Source organism: Citrobacter sp. R56 (genome assembly GCF_016811995.1).
GTDB lineage: Bacteria > Pseudomonadota > Gammaproteobacteria > Enterobacterales > Enterobacteriaceae > Citrobacter_D > Citrobacter_D enshiensis.
In genome coordinates this window covers 2,301,720-2,317,903 of the sequence record NZ_CP069159.1, presented here as the reverse complement: position 1 = coordinate 2,317,903, position 16,184 = coordinate 2,301,720, and the positions used below count along the sequence as shown (strand labels likewise).

Annotated in this window: 12 protein-coding genes; 9 read left to right on the top strand and 3 right to left on the bottom strand. The window is 54.5% G+C overall.

Going from position 1 to position 16,184, the window contains the following annotated elements; all coding sequences use genetic code 11:
- Positions 1–546: 546 nt before the first annotated feature.
- Together ompC and JM656_RS11000 are read left to right on the top strand one after the other, a co-directional pair.
- Positions 547–1,644 (top strand): porin OmpC, encoded by a 1,098-nt coding sequence (gene ompC / locus JM656_RS11005; protein WP_203361176.1) that lies wholly within the window; start codon positions 547–549, stop codon positions 1,642–1,644.
- A gap of 143 nt (positions 1,645–1,787) precedes the next feature.
- A complete protein-coding gene (locus JM656_RS11000) occupies positions 1,788–2,168 on the top strand; it encodes a GFA family protein (RefSeq protein ID WP_203361274.1) in 381 nt (126 codons plus the stop codon).
- A gap of 1 nt (position 2,169) precedes the next feature.
- On the opposite strand, the gene JM656_RS10995 is transcribed toward JM656_RS11000, so the two are convergent.
- Positions 2,170–3,657, bottom strand: a complete 1,488-nt coding sequence (locus tag JM656_RS10995; protein ID WP_203361175.1) for an MFS transporter — start codon at positions 3,655–3,657, stop codon at positions 2,170–2,172.
- 118 nt (positions 3,658–3,775) lie between these two features.
- On the opposite strand from JM656_RS10995, the gene JM656_RS10990 reads away from it, so the two are divergent.
- From JM656_RS10990 to JM656_RS10960, 7 genes are all read left to right on the top strand, one after another.
- Positions 3,776–4,357 carry a TetR family transcriptional regulator gene (locus tag JM656_RS10990; RefSeq protein WP_203361174.1) on the top strand — a complete coding sequence of 194 codons (582 nt, stop codon included), beginning with the start codon at positions 3,776–3,778 and terminating at the stop codon, positions 4,355–4,357.
- Positions 4,358–4,570: 213 nt separating this feature from the next.
- Entirely contained in the window at positions 4,571–5,956 is a 1,386-nt protein-coding gene (locus JM656_RS10985) for a NarK family nitrate/nitrite MFS transporter (RefSeq protein WP_203361173.1), read from the top strand.
- Between the two features lie 129 nt (positions 5,957–6,085).
- Positions 6,086–9,826 (top strand): nitrate reductase subunit alpha, encoded by a 3,741-nt coding sequence (locus JM656_RS10980; RefSeq protein WP_203361172.1) that lies wholly within the window; start codon positions 6,086–6,088, stop codon positions 9,824–9,826.
- Positions 9,823–11,367 (top strand): nitrate reductase subunit beta, encoded by a 1,545-nt coding sequence (gene narH, locus JM656_RS10975; protein WP_203361171.1) that lies wholly within the window; start codon positions 9,823–9,825, stop codon positions 11,365–11,367. The genes JM656_RS10980 and narH overlap by 4 nt, the downstream gene beginning before the upstream one ends.
- Positions 11,367–12,062 carry a nitrate reductase molybdenum cofactor assembly chaperone gene (gene narW, locus JM656_RS10970; protein ID WP_203361170.1) on the top strand — a complete coding sequence of 232 codons (696 nt, stop codon included), beginning with the start codon at positions 11,367–11,369 and terminating at the stop codon, positions 12,060–12,062. Before narH ends, narW begins: the two co-directional genes overlap by 1 nt.
- Positions 12,059–12,739 carry a respiratory nitrate reductase subunit gamma gene (gene narI, locus JM656_RS10965; RefSeq protein ID WP_203361169.1) on the top strand — a complete coding sequence of 227 codons (681 nt, stop codon included), beginning with the start codon at positions 12,059–12,061 and terminating at the stop codon, positions 12,737–12,739. The genes narW and narI overlap by 4 nt, the downstream gene beginning before the upstream one ends.
- A gap of 78 nt (positions 12,740–12,817) precedes the next feature.
- The gene (locus JM656_RS10960; protein WP_203361168.1) at positions 12,818–13,711 is read left to right on the top strand and encodes a PhzF family isomerase; all 894 of its coding nucleotides are present in this window, start codon (positions 12,818–12,820) and stop codon (positions 13,709–13,711) included.
- Between the two features lie 308 nt (positions 13,712–14,019).
- Here JM656_RS10960 and JM656_RS10955 read toward each other — a convergent pair whose 3' ends face one another.
- Both JM656_RS10955 and nhoA read right to left on the bottom strand, forming a co-directional pair.
- Positions 14,020–15,162 (bottom strand): hypothetical protein, encoded by a 1,143-nt coding sequence (locus tag JM656_RS10955; RefSeq protein ID WP_203361167.1) that lies wholly within the window; start codon positions 15,160–15,162, stop codon positions 14,020–14,022.
- 61 nt (positions 15,163–15,223) lie between these two features.
- Positions 15,224–16,069, bottom strand: coding sequence for an N-hydroxyarylamine O-acetyltransferase (gene nhoA, locus JM656_RS10950; RefSeq protein WP_203361166.1), 846 nt, complete (start codon positions 16,067–16,069; stop codon positions 15,224–15,226).
- Positions 16,070–16,184 lie beyond the last annotated feature (115 nt).

Genomic DNA, 16,184 nt, shown 5'->3' with positions numbered 1-16,184 from the left:
GTCTGCTGGATGAAAAACGACCCGGCAGTCTATTTCCTGTTACAAATTCTTATCTGGCAGTTATTACGTGGATATTCCACGCGCAGAAAATTCTTATTTGCTTTTTCACCGTTATACTGCCATACCGTTAATACCATGCCAGCTGTTCATTTTGGCGTCACATGAACAAATTGTATGCAACCATTTTCTTTTGTGTTAAATATGTTATCAATATGATTATATTTTGATAACACTCAGCATTTTATGCTCAAAGGAAACTGTATTCATGCATATAGTTAGTCGTGGCAACTAACGAATATCAAACAATAAATACAGATATAGTCCCTCTCGTAAATATATCTATGCAGTAAGTTCCTAATTTAAACTAAATTTTTCATCCCTATTATGTAGATCTAGATCACATAACTGTAAATATTCAGTAATATTATGAAACTTATTATTGAACTTATACCACTGCGTAATTTAAAAATGGTCTGCCATTGACTGACGGGTTCGTTTAGAAATGGTTTAGGAAACACACTAAGAAAATTATAAGGATTATTGAGCATGAAACTTAAATTAGTTGCAGTGGCAGTGACTTCCCTGTTGGCAGCAGGTGCTGTAAACGCAGCAGAGATATATAACAAAGACGGCAACAAACTGGATCTGTACGGTAAAGTACACGCTCAGCATTATTTCTCTGATGACACCAAGAGTGATGGTGACAAAACTTACGTGCGTACCGGCTTCAAAGGCGAAACGCAGATCAATGACCAACTGGTTGGTTTTGGTCAGTGGGAATATGAATTTAAAGGCAACCGTACTGAAGATCAGGGTTCCGAAGGCGACAAAACTCGTCTGGCATTCGCTGGTCTGAAATTCGCAGAATACGGTTCTTTCGACTATGGCCGTAACTACGGCGTAGCGTACGACATCGGCGCATGGACCGACGTTCTGCCTGAGTTCGGTGGTGATACCTGGACCCAGACTGACGTGTTCATGACCGGCCGTACTACTGGCGTTGCAACCTACCGTAATACCGACTTCTTTGGTCTGGTTGAAGGTCTGAACTTTGCCGCTCAGTACCAGGGCAAAAACGACCGTAGCGATATCAAAGAAGCTAACGGCGACGGTTTTGGTCTGTCCACTACCTATGAGTACGAAGGCTTCGGCATCGGTGCGACCTATGCGAAATCTGACCGTACCGACCTTCAGAACAATCGCGGTAACGGCGTGTTCACCGCTGACGGCGACAATGCTGAAGTTTGGGCTGCCGGTCTGAAATACGATGCGAACAACATCTACCTGGCAACTACCTACTCTGAAACCCGTAATATGACTACCTACGGTGGCAAAGTCGACGGTAAAACTATTAACGGTATCGCCGACAAAGCACAAAACTTTGAAGCGGTGGCTCAGTATCAGTTCGACTTCGGTCTGCGTCCGTCCGTCGCTTACCTGAAATCCAAAGGTAAAGACATCGGCCGTTATGGCGACCAGGATCTGGTTGAATACGTTGACCTGGGCGCGACCTACTACTTCAACAAAAACATGTCTACCTTCGTTGATTACAAAATCAACCTGCTGGATGACAACAACTTCACTCGTGATGCTGGTGTAAGCACTGACAACGTTGTGGCTGTAGGTCTGACCTACCAGTTCTAATTTTGTTGTAGCGTGAAATCAAAGCCAGCCCATGATGGGCTGGCTTTTTCTCTTGATCCAGACTCGGTCATAAGGAGTATGCCGTGCAGACGTTCACAGGTCGTTGTCTTTGCGGACAAAGTCATTTTACCGTTAACGTCGAAATGCTTGATGTTTATGCCTGCCACTGCACGTTGTGCCAGAAATGGTCAGGTGGTATTGCCATGTATCTGGAAGCCAGCGGTCAACCGCTGATGTCGCCAGAGTCATCAGAACCTTCGCACTTTCCCTCTTCAACACGTGGAGAACGTTTTTTCTGTTCCGGTTGCGGATGCCCACTGTGGTTTACGTTGACCGACAGTGAGCGCTACTTTATTCCGTGGACATTACTGGAGCTTAACGAGGTCGATCGCCGTCGCCTGATCCTGGCCGCCGAAATCTACACCGAAACGCAACCCGCTTTCTGGCGGCTCACGGGGCAATACGCCCGCCTGAGCGGTAAGGAAGTTGAGGAGATGGATTACCCTTGCCAGTTAGCCCACTAAATTAATGCTGTTTTATGCGGGCGAGACTGAACCACATCCCGAGTGCCAGCAGGATCAACAGACTTCCGGCGCTGCTTAACGCCACACTGTGCGACCAGGTGAACGCCTGTCTGGCCGCCCCAAGAACCGCTTCGCCAAGATTCGGTGAGAGTGTATGGGCAAGTTGTACCGCCTCACCCATTGATGACGACGCGCGTTCTATCTCCTGCTCGCTTAACCCGTCCGGCAGCATGACAGACGCCGAAAAACTCCTGCTCAGCAGTAAACCGAAGATGGCGATACCTAACCCTGCGCCCAGCTCATAGGCCATCGTTTCAATGGCGCCCGCTGCAGCGGCTTTTTCTGCCGGTGCCGCCGCCATAATGGCCGCCGTTGACGCGAGAAGCGCACTGGCAGCGCTGAATCCCAGCAATGCCATCAGCCCCCAGGCTTGCCACTGTTGGCTACTGAAATCGGTCAGCGCCAGACCATAGAAACTCAACGCGCTGAGCGCCATCCCGCCCGTCGCCACCCAACGCAACCCCAGTCGTGAAACCAGCATGCCGGCAATCGGACCGCTGAATCCGCTGGCCACCATCACGGGCAACATAAACAGCCCCGCCTGATACGGCGTTAAACCGTGAACAAACTGCAGCTCCTGCGCCATCAGCAGTTCAAATCCCACCAACGTGATCATGGCGGTCATCGCCATCACCACGCCGCTCAGGATGATGCGGTGGGTAAAAAGACGCATGTCGATCATCGGGCGCGAAGCCGCCAACTGGATGCGCACAAACGCGGCCAGTAACAGCGCTCCCACCAGTAATGTCAACGCAATCACCCCGACGGCGAGATGTCCTTTTAGCGCTGTCTTTGCGCTATAGACCAACAGTAAAATAGCGATGATCAGCATGATCGCGTGCACCAGGTTGAGCGATTGATCGCGACGTCCTGCCTGTGGCGGAACAAAGCGCGCCGTCAGTCCCATCACCAGTAAGACAATCGGGACGTTGATCAGAAATACCGAGCCCCAGTAGAAATGCTCCAGCAACATACCGCCGACCAGGGGACCGAACGCCGCGCCCCCCGATCCAACGGCGGCCCACACACCCAGCGCCATATTGCGATGACGCGCTTCAGAGAAGGTGGCGCGGATCCCCGCCAGCGTCGCAGGGACAATCATTGCAGCACCGATCGCCAGCAGCGCCCGTGTTGCAATCAGCAGACTGGCGCTATGAGCAAACGCAGCAGCCAGCGAGGCCAGACCAAACAGGCTCCCGCCCAGCAACAGTAGACGTTTAAAACCTATGCGGTCGCCCAGCGCGCCCATCGGTAGGACCATCCCGGCCATCACCAGAGAATAAATATCAATGATCCACAGCAGCTCGTTGCCACTGGCGCCCAACGTCATACTCAGCGTGGGGGCGGCAACATGCAGCACCGTTGCGTCAATCGCAACAGGGATGTAGACCAGCACAATAATCACTAACGTTAACCACTGACGAAACATAAAACTCCCGCTAAAAACAAACCTGGACACACGTCCAAGTCTGGCGATCCTACGGAAAGTTGAACGCATGTCCAGCTTTTTGTTACACTGCCGTCACGGTAACCAAAGTGAGGGGCGTATGAGCTATTTAAATCGGGATGAACGTCGCGAAGTGATTTTGCAGGCAGCCATGCGCGTTGCGTTACAGGAAGGCTTTAATGCCATGACGGTAAGACGTATTGCGACAGAAGCCAGCGTGGCGACCGGGCAACTTCACCACCATTTCAGCAATGCGGGTGAACTGAAATCGCAGGCGTTTATTCGTCTGATTCGTACTCTGCTGGATACCAACATCGCACCGGAGAACGCCACCTGGCGCATGCGCCTTCATGCCATGCTGGGCAGCCACGACGGCGGTTTTGAGCCGTACATTAAACTCTGGCGGGAAGCGCAAATCCTGGCGGACAAAGATCCTGAAATCAAAAATGCGTATCTGCTGACGATGAAGATGTGGCACGAAGATACCGCGCGACTGATCGAGCAAGGTCGTGAGGCCGGTGAGTTCACCTTTACCGACGGCGCGGCGGAGGACATCGCCTGGCGTTTCATTGCGCTGGTGTGTGGTCTGGACGGTATGTACGCGCTTGGCATGACGGAAATGGCCGATCCTGCCTTTGAGCGGCATCTCGATCACATGATTTCACGGGAGCTGTATATCTGACGTTAAATATGGATGAATAATACACCTTCCAAATTTACATTTGGTAACACTTAAGCAACCTGTTATTCCCCCTTCACATCACGTGGCCACGCTTTCTTATCTATCCTTTCAAACAATATTCTCAAAAAAAGCCAATAATTTCTAAAAAGAGCCATTGCGGCTCAGCCTCTTATTATTTCTTTTTCATGAACGACGCGGGCATGTGAGGGTAATATGGCACCACAAAATGAGAAAAAAAATCGTTATCTTTTAAATGACTGGAAGCCTGAAAACCCCGCTTACTGGGAAAACAAAGGTAAGCATATCGCCAGAAGAAACCTCTGGATATCAGTCCCTTGCCTGCTGCTCGCCTTCTGCGTCTGGATGTTGTTTAGCGCCGTCGCCGTTAATTTGAATAAAGTAGGCTTTAATTTCACCACCGATCAACTCTTTTTATTAACCGCATTACCTTCCCTTTCCGGCGCCATATTACGCGTTCCCTACTCCTTTATGGTGCCCATATTTGGCGGGCGTCGCTGGACGATTTTTAGCACTGTGATTCTGATTATTCCTTGCCTGTGGCTCGGTTTTGCGGTGCAAAACCCCGCTACTCCCTATGGGGTATTTATTGTTATCGCGTTGCTGTGCGGTTTTGCGGGTGCCAACTTTGCCTCGAGTATGGGCAATATCAGTTTTTTCTTCCCCAAATCGAAGCAAGGCAGCGCCCTGGGGATTAACGGCGGTTTAGGCAACCTCGGCGTCAGCGTGATGCAGATGGTCGCGCCGCTGGTGATTTTTCTGCCCATCTTCACGTTCCTCGGCGTGCAAGGCGTCCCACAAGCCGACGGGTCGTTGTTGTCGCTGGCGAATGCCACCTGGATTTGGGTTCCGTTGCTGATTGCCGCCACCATTGCGGCCGGGTTGGGAATGAATGATATTTCCAGCTCAAAATCCTCTATCGCTGCGCAACTGCCGGTACTCAAACGTTTTCATCTCTGGTTGTTAAGCCTGCTGTACCTCGCCACGTTTGGATCGTTTATCGGCTTTTCCGCCGGATTCGCCATGCTGGCGAAAACACAATTTCCCGATGTGAACATCCTGAAACTGGCCTTTTTTGGCCCGTTTATCGGCGCGCTGGCACGCTCTGCTGGCGGCGTTATTTCCGATAAGTTCGGCGGCGTGCGCGTGACGCTGATTAACTTCATTTTTATGGCCTTGTTTAGCGCGCTGCTGTTTCTCACCTTGCCGGGTTCGGGTTCCGGCAGTTTTACCGCCTTTTATCTGGTGTTCATGGGGCTTTTCCTGACCGCAGGGCTGGGAAGCGGCTCGACCTTCCAGATGATTGCGGTGATCTTTCGCAAAATTACGATTTATCGGGTGAAGCTGCACGGCGGGACGGAAGAACAGGCTCAGCGTGAAGCGGTGACGGATACTGCCGCCGCGCTTGGGTTTATCTCCGCTATCGGCGCGGTGGGCGGTTTCTTCATCCCGAAAGCGTTTGGTTCATCTCTGGCGCTGACCGGCTCTCCGGTTGGCGCAATGAAAATATTCTTAGTGTTTTACATCGTCTGCGTGCTGGTGACCTGGCTGGTCTACGGCCGTAAATCACAAAAAAAATAACAAACATATTCATGTAGGCCTGATAAGACGCGTTAGCGTCGCCATCAGGCGTTGAAATAATGCCGGATGGCGGCACAAGGCCTTATCCGGCCTACATGCCTGACACATTATCGGAGCAGGAGACATGTCATGAGCAAACTGCTGGATCGCTTCCGTTACTTTAAGCAAAAAGGTGAAACCTTCGCTGAAGGACACGGTCAGGTTATGCATACCAACCGGGATTGGGAGGACAGCTATCGCCAACGCTGGCAGTTCGACAAAATCGTGCGCTCGACTCACGGGGTTAACTGTACTGGCTCGTGCAGCTGGAAAATCTACGTCAAAAATGGCCTGGTGACCTGGGAAACACAACAAACCGACTATCCGCGCACGCGCCCGGATCTGCCCAATCACGAACCGCGTGGCTGCCCACGCGGCGCCAGCTACTCCTGGTATTTATACAGCGCTAACCGACTCAAATATCCGCTGGTGCGCAAACGGTTGATCGAACTCTGGCGCGACGCCCTCTCCCGCCAGCCCGATCCGGTTCTGGCCTGGGAATCGATCATGAACGACCCGCAAAAGTGCCAGAGCTACAAACAGGTGCGCGGACGCGGCGGATTTATTCGCTCAAACTGGAAAGAACTCAATCAGTTGATCGCCGCCGCCAACGTCTGGACGGTCAAAACCTACGGTCCCGATCGCGTCGTCGGTTTCTCGCCGATCCCGGCCATGTCGATGGTCTCCTACGCTGCGGGCACCCGCTACCTGTCGCTGCTCGGCGGCACCTGTCTGAGTTTTTATGACTGGTACTGCGATTTACCCCCGGCATCACCGATGACCTGGGGCGAGCAAACGGACGTCCCGGAATCGGCCGACTGGTACAACTCCAGCTACATTATCGCCTGGGGTTCTAACGTGCCGCAGACGCGTACCCCGGACGCCCACTTCTTTACCGAAGTGCGTTACAAAGGCACCAAAACCATCGCCATCACGCCCGATTATTCAGAAGTCGCCAAACTGTGCGACCAGTGGCTGTCGCCGAAGCAAGGTACCGACAGCGCGCTGGCCATGGCGATGGGCCATGTGATCCTGAAGGAGTTCCATCTCGACAACCCGAGCGACTACTTTATCAACTACTGTCGTCGCTACACCGATATGCCGATGCTGGTTCTGCTGGATGCGCGTGACGACGGCAGTTACGTTCCCGGGCGGATGATGCGCGCCTCCGACCTGGTGGACGGTCTGGGCGAGAGCAATAATCCAGAATGGAAAACGGTCGCCTTTAATAGCGCGGGAGAACTGGTGGCGCCGAACGGTTCGATTGGCTTTCGCTGGGGTGAGAAAGGCAAATGGAACCTTGAAGCGCTGGCTGCCGGAAACGAAACGGAACTGTCTCTATCGTTGCTGGGTCAGCATGATGACGTGGCGGGCGTGGCGTTCCCCTATTTCGGCGGTAATGAAAACCCCCATTTTCGCAGTGTGAAGCAGGAACCTGTGCTCATTCGCCAGCTCCCGGTAAAACACCTGACGCTGGCCGACGGCAGCGTGCGTCCGGTGGTCAGCGTCTACGATCTGGTGCTGGCCAATTACGGGCTGGATCGGGGTCTTGATGATGACTGCGCCGCAAAAGAGTACGCCGATCTCAAAGCCTATACGCCTGCGTGGGGCGAACACATCACCGGCGTGCCGCGCCGTCATATCGAACAGATCGCCCGTGAATTTGCCGATACCGCCCACAAAACCCACGGACGCTCGATGATTATTCTCGGTGCCGGTGTGAACCACTGGTATCACATGGACATGAACTACCGGGGAATGATCAACATCCTGGTCTTCTGCGGCTGCGTCGGGCAAAGCGGCGGCGGCTGGGCGCACTATGTCGGGCAGGAGAAACTGCGTCCGCAAACCGGCTGGCTGCCGCTGGCGTTCGCGCTGGACTGGAACCGACCGCCGCGCCAGATGAACAGCACCTCGTTTTTCTATAACCACTCCAGTCAGTGGCGCTATGAAAAACTGACCGCGCAGGAATTGCTCTCGCCGCTGGCGGACGCCTCGAAATTTACCGGGCATCTGATCGATTTCAACGTCCGGGCAGAACGCATGGGCTGGCTGCCTTCGGCGCCTCAGCTCAATCTCAACCCATTAACCCTGAAAGCCAACGCGGATCAGGCCGGATTATCGCCTGCGGAGTACACCGTTGCGGCGCTCAAATCTGGTGAAATTCGTTTCGCCTGTGAGCAGCCGGACAGCGGGAAAAACCATCCGCGCAATCTCTTCGTCTGGCGTTCAAACCTGCTGGGTTCCTCGGGTAAAGGCCACGAGTACATGCTCAAATACCTGCTGGGTACCGAGAGCGGTATTCAGGGCGAGGCGTTAGGGTCGAACGAAGGGATCAAGCCTGAAGAGGTTGAATGGCAGTCCGCCGCGATTGAAGGCAAGCTTGACCTGCTGGTGACGCTCGATTTCCGGATGTCGAGTACCTGTCTGTTTTCCGACATCGTACTGCCGACCGCCACCTGGTATGAAAAAGACGACATGAATACCTCGGATATGCATCCGTTTATTCATCCGTTATCGGCCGCCGTCGACCCGGCCTGGGAATCGAAAAGCGACTGGGATATCTACAAAGGGATCGCCAAATCGTTCTCAGAGGTGTGCGTCGGGCATCTTGGCAAGGAAACGGATGTCGTACTGCAACCGCTGCAACACGACTCTCCGGCAGAACTGTCACAACCCTTTGATATTCAGGACTGGCGCAAAGGCGAATGTGACCTCATCCCCGGAAAAACCGCGCCCAATATTGCGGTGCTCGAGCGTGACTATCCGGCCACTTATGAGCGTTTTACCTCACTTGGACCGCTGATGGACAAGCTGGGTAACGGCGGTAAAGGCATCTCCTGGAACACCCAGACGGAGGTCGATTTCCTCGGCAAGCTCAACTACACCAAGCTGGATGGCCCGGCGAAAGGTCGCCCGCTCATCGACACTGCCATCGATGCTTCAGAAGTGATCCTGGCGCTGGCGCCGGAAACCAACGGTCAGGTGGCGGTGAAAGCCTGGGAGGCGTTAGGCGTCATTACCGGTCGCGAACATACTCATCTGGCGCTCAACAAAGAAGACGAGAAAATCCGCTTTCGTGATATCCAGGCCCAGCCGCGTAAGATTATCTCCAGCCCGACCTGGTCCGGTCTGGAAAGCGAACATGTCTCCTACAACGCCGGTTACACCAACGTCCATGAGTTGATCCCGTGGCGCACGCTCTCGGGTCGCCAACAGCTGTACCAGGATCACGCCTGGATGCGCGCGTTTGGCGAAAGTCTGGTGGCGTACCGACCGCCTATTGACACCCGCAGCGTCAGCGCGATGCGAGAGATCCCCCCTAACGGTTTCCCCGAAAAGGCGCTCAATTTCCTGACGCCGCACCAGAAATGGGGCATTCACTCCACCTACAGCGAAAACCTGCTGATGCTGACGCTGTCGCGCGGCGGGCCGATTGTCTGGCTTAGCGAGACCGACGCCAAAGAGTTGGGTATTGAAGACAACGACTGGATTGAAGCCTTCAACGCCAACGGCGCTCTCACCGCCCGCGCGGTGGTGAGCCAGCGCGTTCCGCCGGGGATGACCATGATGTACCACGCCCAGGAACGCATCATGAACATTCCAGGCTCGGAAATCACCGGTATGCGCGGTGGCATCCACAACTCGGTGACGCGCGTGTGCCCGAAACCGACGCACATGATTGGCGGCTATGCCCAACTGGCGTACAGCTTTAACTACTACGGCACGGTGGGTTCGAACCGCGATGAATTCATCATGATCCGCAAAATGAAACATGTTAACTGGCTGGATGATGAAGGTCGGGATCAGGTACAGGAGGCGAAAAAATGAAAATACGTTCGCAGGTTGGCATGGTCCTCAATCTTGATAAGTGCATCGGCTGCCACACGTGCTCGGTGACCTGTAAAAACGTCTGGACCGGGCGTGAAGGCATGGAATACGCGTGGTTTAACAACGTTGAGACTAAACCGGGTATCGGGTATCCGAAGAACTGGGAAGATCAGGAGGAGTGGCAAGGAGGCTGGGTTCGCGACGTTAACGGTAAGATCAGGCCGCGTCTGGGCGGCAAAATGGGCGTTATCACGAAAATCTTCGCCAACCCGGTGATTCCGCAAATCGATGATTACTACGAGCCGTTCACCTACGATTACCAGCACCTGCATAGCGCGCCTGAGGGCAAAAATCTGCCCACTGCCCGTCCGCGTTCGTTGATTGACGGCAAACGGATGGACCAGATTATCTGGGGGCCAAACTGGGAAGAGCTGCTAGGCGGGGAATTTGAAAAACGCGCCCGCGACCGTAACTTCGACAAGATGCAGAAGGAGATGTACGGTCAGTTTGAAAACACTTTCATGATGTATCTGCCGCGCTTATGTGAACACTGCCTGAACCCCAGCTGCGTGGCGACCTGCCCGAGCGGCGCGATTTACAAACGTGAAGAAGACGGCATTGTCTTGATTGACCAGGATAAATGCCGAGGCTGGCGTCTGTGCATCAGCGGCTGTCCGTACAAAAAAATCTACTTCAACTGGAAGAGCGGCAAATCTGAAAAATGCATCTTCTGTTATCCGCGTATTGAATCGGGCCAGCCAACCGTCTGTTCAGAAACCTGCGTGGGCCGCATCCGTTATCTCGGCGTGTTGCTCTACGATGCCGACAAGATTGAAGAGGCGGCCAGTACCGAACATGAAACCGACCTCTATGAGCGCCAGTGCGACGTGTTTTTGAACCCGAACGATCCGGCGGTGATCGAAGAGGCGCTGAAACAGGGAATTCCACACAACGTGATTGAGGCGGCCCAGCGTTCGCCGGTCTACAAGATGGCGATGGACTGGAAGCTGGCCCTGCCGCTGCACCCGGAATACCGCACCCTGCCGATGGTCTGGTACGTCCCGCCGTTGTCGCCCATCCAGTCGTATGCCGATGCAGGCGGATTGCCGCAGACCGACAGTATTCTGCCAGCCGTCGAAAGTTTGCGGATCCCGGTGCAATATCTCGCCAATATGCTCAGCGCGGGCGACACCGGTCCCGTGCTGCGCGCCCTGAAACGAATGATGGCGATGCGCCATTACAAACGCTCACAAACCGTGGAAGGCGTCACGGACACCCGCGCGATTGAGGAAGTGGGATTAAGCGTTGAACAAGTTGAAGAGATGTATCGCTATCTGGCCATTGCCAACTATGAAGACCGCTTTGTGATCCCGACCAGCCACCGGGAGATGGCGCGCGACGCCTTCCCGGAGAAAAACGGCTGCGGCTTTACCTTCGGCGACGGCTGTCACGGCTCAGACACCAAATTCAACCTGTTTAACAGCAGTCGAATCGACGCCATCGATGTCACGGAAGTGCGCGATAAAGCGGAGGGCGAATAATGCAAATTCTCAAAGTGATTGGGCTGCTGATGGAATATCCCGATGAATTTCTTTGGGAGTGTCGGGACGACGCCCTCGCGCTGGTTCGCAATGAAGCGCCGATGCTGAGCGACTTCGCGGCCGATCTTCTCAATGCGCCCTTGCTCGAGAAACAGGCGCAATGGTGCGAAGTGTTTGATCGTGGTCGCGCTACCTCGTTACTGCTGTTTGAGCATGTCCATGCGGAGTCCCGTGATCGGGGTCAGGCGATGGTGGATCTGCTGGCGCAATATGAAAAGGTCGGACTGCAGCTTAACTGCCGGGAATTGCCGGACCATCTTCCCCTCTATCTGGAGTACCTGAGCGTGTTGCCGGAGGCCGAGGCCAAAGAAGGATTACAGAATGTCGCCCCTATTCTGGCCCTGCTGGGCGGGCGCTTAAAACAGCGCGAAACCCCGTGGTATCACCTGTTTGACGCGTTGCTTGCTCTGGCAGGCAGCCCGCTATCAAGTGACAGTGTCACCAAGCAGGTCAGCAGTGAAACGCGGGATGACACGCGTCAGGCACTGGACGCGGTGTGGGAAGAAGAACAGGTGAAGTTTATCGAAGATAACGCCACCGCCTGTGACAGTTCACCGTTACAACATTATCAACGCCGCTTTAGCCAGGACGTGGCGCCACAGTATGTTGACGTCAGTTCGGGAGGTCCGAAATGATACAGTACCTGAACGTCTTTTTTTACGATATCTACCCTTACCTGTGCGGTACGGTGTTTATCCTCGGCAGTTGGTTACGCTACGATTACGGGCAGTACACCTGGCGCGCCGCCTCCAGCCAAATGCTGGACAAACGGGGCATGGTGTTATGGTCGAATCTGTTCCATATCGGCATTCTGGGGATTTTCTTCGGGCACCTGTTCGGGATGTTAACCCCGCACTGGATGTACGCCTGGTTTCTGCCCATGGCGATGAAACAGCAGATGGCAATGATTGCTGGCGGCCTCTGTGGCGTGCTGACATTAGTCGGCGGTACGGGTTTGCTGGTTCGCCGTCTGACCAACTCCCGAATTCGCGCGACCTCTTCTACCGCCGATATTCTCATCCTCTGCATCCTGCTGTTTCAGTGCATCCTGGGCCTCATTTCGATCCCCTTTTCCGCCCAGCACTCGGACGGCAGCGAAATGCTGAAACTGGTCGGTTGGGCGCAGTCAGTGGTGACCTTCCAGGGCGGAGCGTCTGCGCATCTGGACGGTGTGGCATTGGTCTTCCGGGCGCATCTGGTGCTGGGAATGACCATCTTCCTGATCTTTCCCTTTACCCGTCTGGTTCATGTCTGGAGCGCACCGTTTGAATACTTTACGCGCCGCTACCAGATTGTCCGCTCGCGTCGCTAATCCTCTGTGCCGCCGGATAGCCTTCACTCTCCGGCGGCTGGCGCGTTATGATGGTTCTCCGACCTAAGGAGAACCCGAATGAAACCCCAGGTTTATCATGTTGATGCTTTCACCTCCGAACCGTTTCGCGGTAACTCGGCGGGCGTCGTGTTACATGCTGATGGACTCAGCGAAGCGCAAATGCAGCTTATCGCCCGCGAACTCCGCCACAGTGAAACGGCATTCGTTTTAAAAAGCGACGAGAGCGATGTGCGCATTCGTTATTTTACGCCAACGGTTGAAGTGCCGATTTGCGGCCATGCGACCATTGCGGCGCATTATGTTCGCGCCACCGTACTTGGGTTAGGGAATGGTACCGTCTGGCAAAGCTCGCTCGCCGGACGTCACCGGGTCGATATCCTTGCGCAAGACAACGGCTATCGCATCACGCTGGAACAAGGTACGCCGGGTTTTGAGCCGCCGCTTGAGGGTGAAACGCGCGCCGCCATCGTCAGCGCATTCCACCTTGGTGAAGACGATATTCTTCCCGGCCTGCCGATTCAGGTGGCGACAACGGGACATTCGAAAGTGATGATCCCGCTGAAACCCGGCGTCGATATTGACGCCCTTTCCCCCGATCTTGTGGCACTGACGGCCATCAGCCAGCAGATTGGCTGCAACGGCTTTTTTCCGTTCCAGATCCGCCCTGGCAAAAATGAAACCGATGGGCGCATGTTCTCACCAGCAATCGGTATTGTTGAAGATCCGGTGACAGGCAACGCCAATGGTCCGATGGGGGCATGGTTGGTTCATCACAATGTGATGGCGCACGACGGCAACACGTTGCGTGTTCTGGGGCATCAGGGACGCGCGCTGGGACGCGATGGCGTCGTCGATGTGAACGTCACTATTCGCGATAATCAGCCAGTAAAAGTGACGATCTCCGGCACCGCAGTGATCTTATTCAGCGCAGAATGGGCGATTGACCTGTAAGGGGTTAGTTTGGGTATCGAAAATTATTGTACGTTAAGATGATTTTTTGTACTGACTGACCAGGGAGCGTTGAACGGCACTGTTGCAAAGTTTGATTCTCCCGGAAAATAGGGAATTGCAGCCACAAGTTATTGTGCCAACTCCCGTATTGGTCCACAAAATGTGCCAGGGAAATGTTCTGCGATAAAACTTTGCAACAGTGCCAACATGATCAGGTAGCATCAAGAAAACAGCAGATTACCTGACACTGCCTTAATGCGACACAACCGGCCCGAGGGGGCGCTTGCAAGACCACGCCGTCTTGCGGCCTAGGGTGCCAACACCTGTTCCTCCTCCGCCGTGATAACCTCCCCCAGCAGTTCGCGCACGTCACCCACGGTAAAGATGGTCCGGCCCTGGGCGTACTGCTCGGCCAACAGCTGGTTGCAACGGGTCAGCCGCTCGCTCGGTTTGGCCCACTGTTCGGGTGGCAATGGCTCACTCCAGGCTGCCAGCTCGGGATGGGCTGCGAAGTAGCGCCCGGCAAAGCGCTGCTGCAAGCGGCTCTGGATATTGATGCGTAATATGCCAAAGCGGGTACCGTTGAGTTCCCACCAGAGCCGGCGCAGGGGGGAGAAGGCGCTGCGGGGTATCTTCCGTTCCCGGCAGAACTCCTCAATCATGCCGTCAAAGGTGACGGAGGCCGGCTCGTCGATGGCCTCGGGGCCCTCTTCCATATAGCGGCGGAGCATCTCCCACTCGCCGGCCCCCACCTCCTTGCTGAGGGTGCCGACATTCATGCCGGACCAGAAATAACCGGGCCGCTCGTCCGAGTTGATACCGAAAAACAGGCTCGCCATGGTCATGACACCGCTGACCGAAACGGCTGAGCCCTCTCCCACCATGGCGCACATATCTTCCCAGGGGAAAATCCGGACCTCGGTGCGTCTGGTGCGCTTGTCCCAGCGCGACAGCATCACCTCGCGGCGCTGGCGGTGAAAGCGAAAAGGCAACACCCGACGTAGCTGCTGCTGATGCTCCCACAACATTTTTACCGTTAGGAGTAAAGCAAAACCTGGCCCCATACCTAGTAATAGAACTGTACCAAGCAAGTTCATCCAACTAAATTCCATCACCCATTGGTCCGGGCCAATCCAGACCTCCTGATAATGTCCGGCCCAAACGCCGGCCCACCCCTGTCCGTCACTCAAACCAGAACCAGGCGGCCCCCAAAAAGCTGAAGCAAAGAGAAGTAATCCGAGCACCCAGAACGAATAGAGAATTTGTGTTTGAAAGAGAGATCCACCCGCCCCCCCCAGTTCGATATAGTGGAGGTGCTTTTGGGTCAGCCAGTCGGCGCGGCGCACCGGCGGCACATTGGTCATCACCGGCAGGGGGCTGAATACGGTGCGGGCACCGAGGCGCTCCTGGCGGTGCTGACCGGCAAAAAATGGCAATGCAGAGTGTTTCATAGGTCCTCGTCATCAGGTCAATCCGCCGGAGGGCATGGCTCTTCGGCGGAGACTTGCACAATTATTTTCCTGCTTCCGGATGGGTATCAAAGGCGGACATCACCGCCGTCAGTTCCGCCTCGGTAAAACCGTGCTTCGCATCGTCAACGCCCAGTCCAAACCGCGTCTGCAACAGCGCGTACAGACTGGCCACATCGGGCAAATTGATCTGCTCTATCGCGTGACCATCCTGGTAGTGGGTAAAGTGAAAGTTGGTTAACGTCAGTTTTCCGCCGTCCGGCAGATGGCGACACATCAACAGATGGTGACGGAAATGCGATTGCGGCCAGTGCGCCGACCAGAAGTTACCCATCACATAATCGCTGTGATGCTGAATGCCGAGATCGAAACGGTACATGGGTTGCCAGTGATCGTGATGGCGGAACTGCAAAATCCACTCTTCGCCTTCCTGGACCAGACGGTATTCCCCGTGAGGCGTTTTTTGTTCAAGATCGGCCTGTAACCGGATTGGCGCGGTCAGCGTTTGCCCACCGAATCCCACGTCGCCGATCCACTGTTCGCCCTCTAACTCAACCAGTAACAGGCGATGCGTGCGCGGCGGCATACTTGCCGGATTCGCCAGTACCACTCTTCCCAGCAAACTGCGGACGGTAAATCCAATCTCACGTAACGCCCGTTCAAAAACACCATTCTGTTCGAAACAATATCCGCCACGACGTGCAACGATCAGTTTTTCTTCCAGCGATTGATCGTCAAGCTGTATCTCGCGGGGTAGCAACACATCAAGGTTTTCAAACACGATGGCGCTGTTGTGATTTAAATGCAGCGCCCGCAGGGTATCGATGTTGACCGCCGCCGTGGCTGACCAACCCAGGCGGGAAAAATAAGCGTGTAAAAAAGGCGTCATAAGGCGTTCCTGTTGATAGCGTCCTGTATTTATAACGTATTTTTATTGTTGCACAGGCGATTTTGTGCGGTGAATAGCGACAACGGGGCGACAAAATCGCTAATCCCGTTAATAT

What these genes read in the sequence shown, in the direction of transcription:
- ompC (WP_203361176.1), top strand. Translation starts at nt 547, where the DNA reads ATGAAACTTAAATTAGTTGCAGTGGCAGTGACTTCCCTGTTGGCAGCA.
- JM656_RS11000 (WP_203361274.1), top strand. Translation starts at nt 1,788, where the DNA reads ATGCTTGATGTTTATGCCTGCCACTGCACGTTGTGCCAGAAATGGTCA.
- JM656_RS10995 (WP_203361175.1), bottom strand. Translation starts at nt 3,657, where the DNA reads ATGTTTCGTCAGTGGTTAACGTTAGTGATTATTGTGCTGGTCTACATC.
- JM656_RS10990 (WP_203361174.1), top strand. Translation starts at nt 3,776, where the DNA reads ATGAGCTATTTAAATCGGGATGAACGTCGCGAAGTGATTTTGCAGGCA.
- JM656_RS10985 (WP_203361173.1), top strand. Translation starts at nt 4,571, where the DNA reads ATGGCACCACAAAATGAGAAAAAAAATCGTTATCTTTTAAATGACTGG.
- JM656_RS10980 (WP_203361172.1), top strand. Translation starts at nt 6,086, where the DNA reads ATGAGCAAACTGCTGGATCGCTTCCGTTACTTTAAGCAAAAAGGTGAA.
- narH (WP_203361171.1), top strand. Translation starts at nt 9,823, where the DNA reads ATGAAAATACGTTCGCAGGTTGGCATGGTCCTCAATCTTGATAAGTGC.
- narW (WP_203361170.1), top strand. Translation starts at nt 11,367, where the DNA reads ATGCAAATTCTCAAAGTGATTGGGCTGCTGATGGAATATCCCGATGAA.
- narI (WP_203361169.1), top strand. Translation starts at nt 12,059, where the DNA reads ATGATACAGTACCTGAACGTCTTTTTTTACGATATCTACCCTTACCTG.
- JM656_RS10960 (WP_203361168.1), top strand. Translation starts at nt 12,818, where the DNA reads ATGAAACCCCAGGTTTATCATGTTGATGCTTTCACCTCCGAACCGTTT.
- JM656_RS10955 (WP_203361167.1), bottom strand. Translation starts at nt 15,162, where the DNA reads ATGAAACACTCTGCATTGCCATTTTTTGCCGGTCAGCACCGCCAGGAG.
- nhoA (WP_203361166.1), bottom strand. Translation starts at nt 16,069, where the DNA reads ATGACGCCTTTTTTACACGCTTATTTTTCCCGCCTGGGTTGGTCAGCC.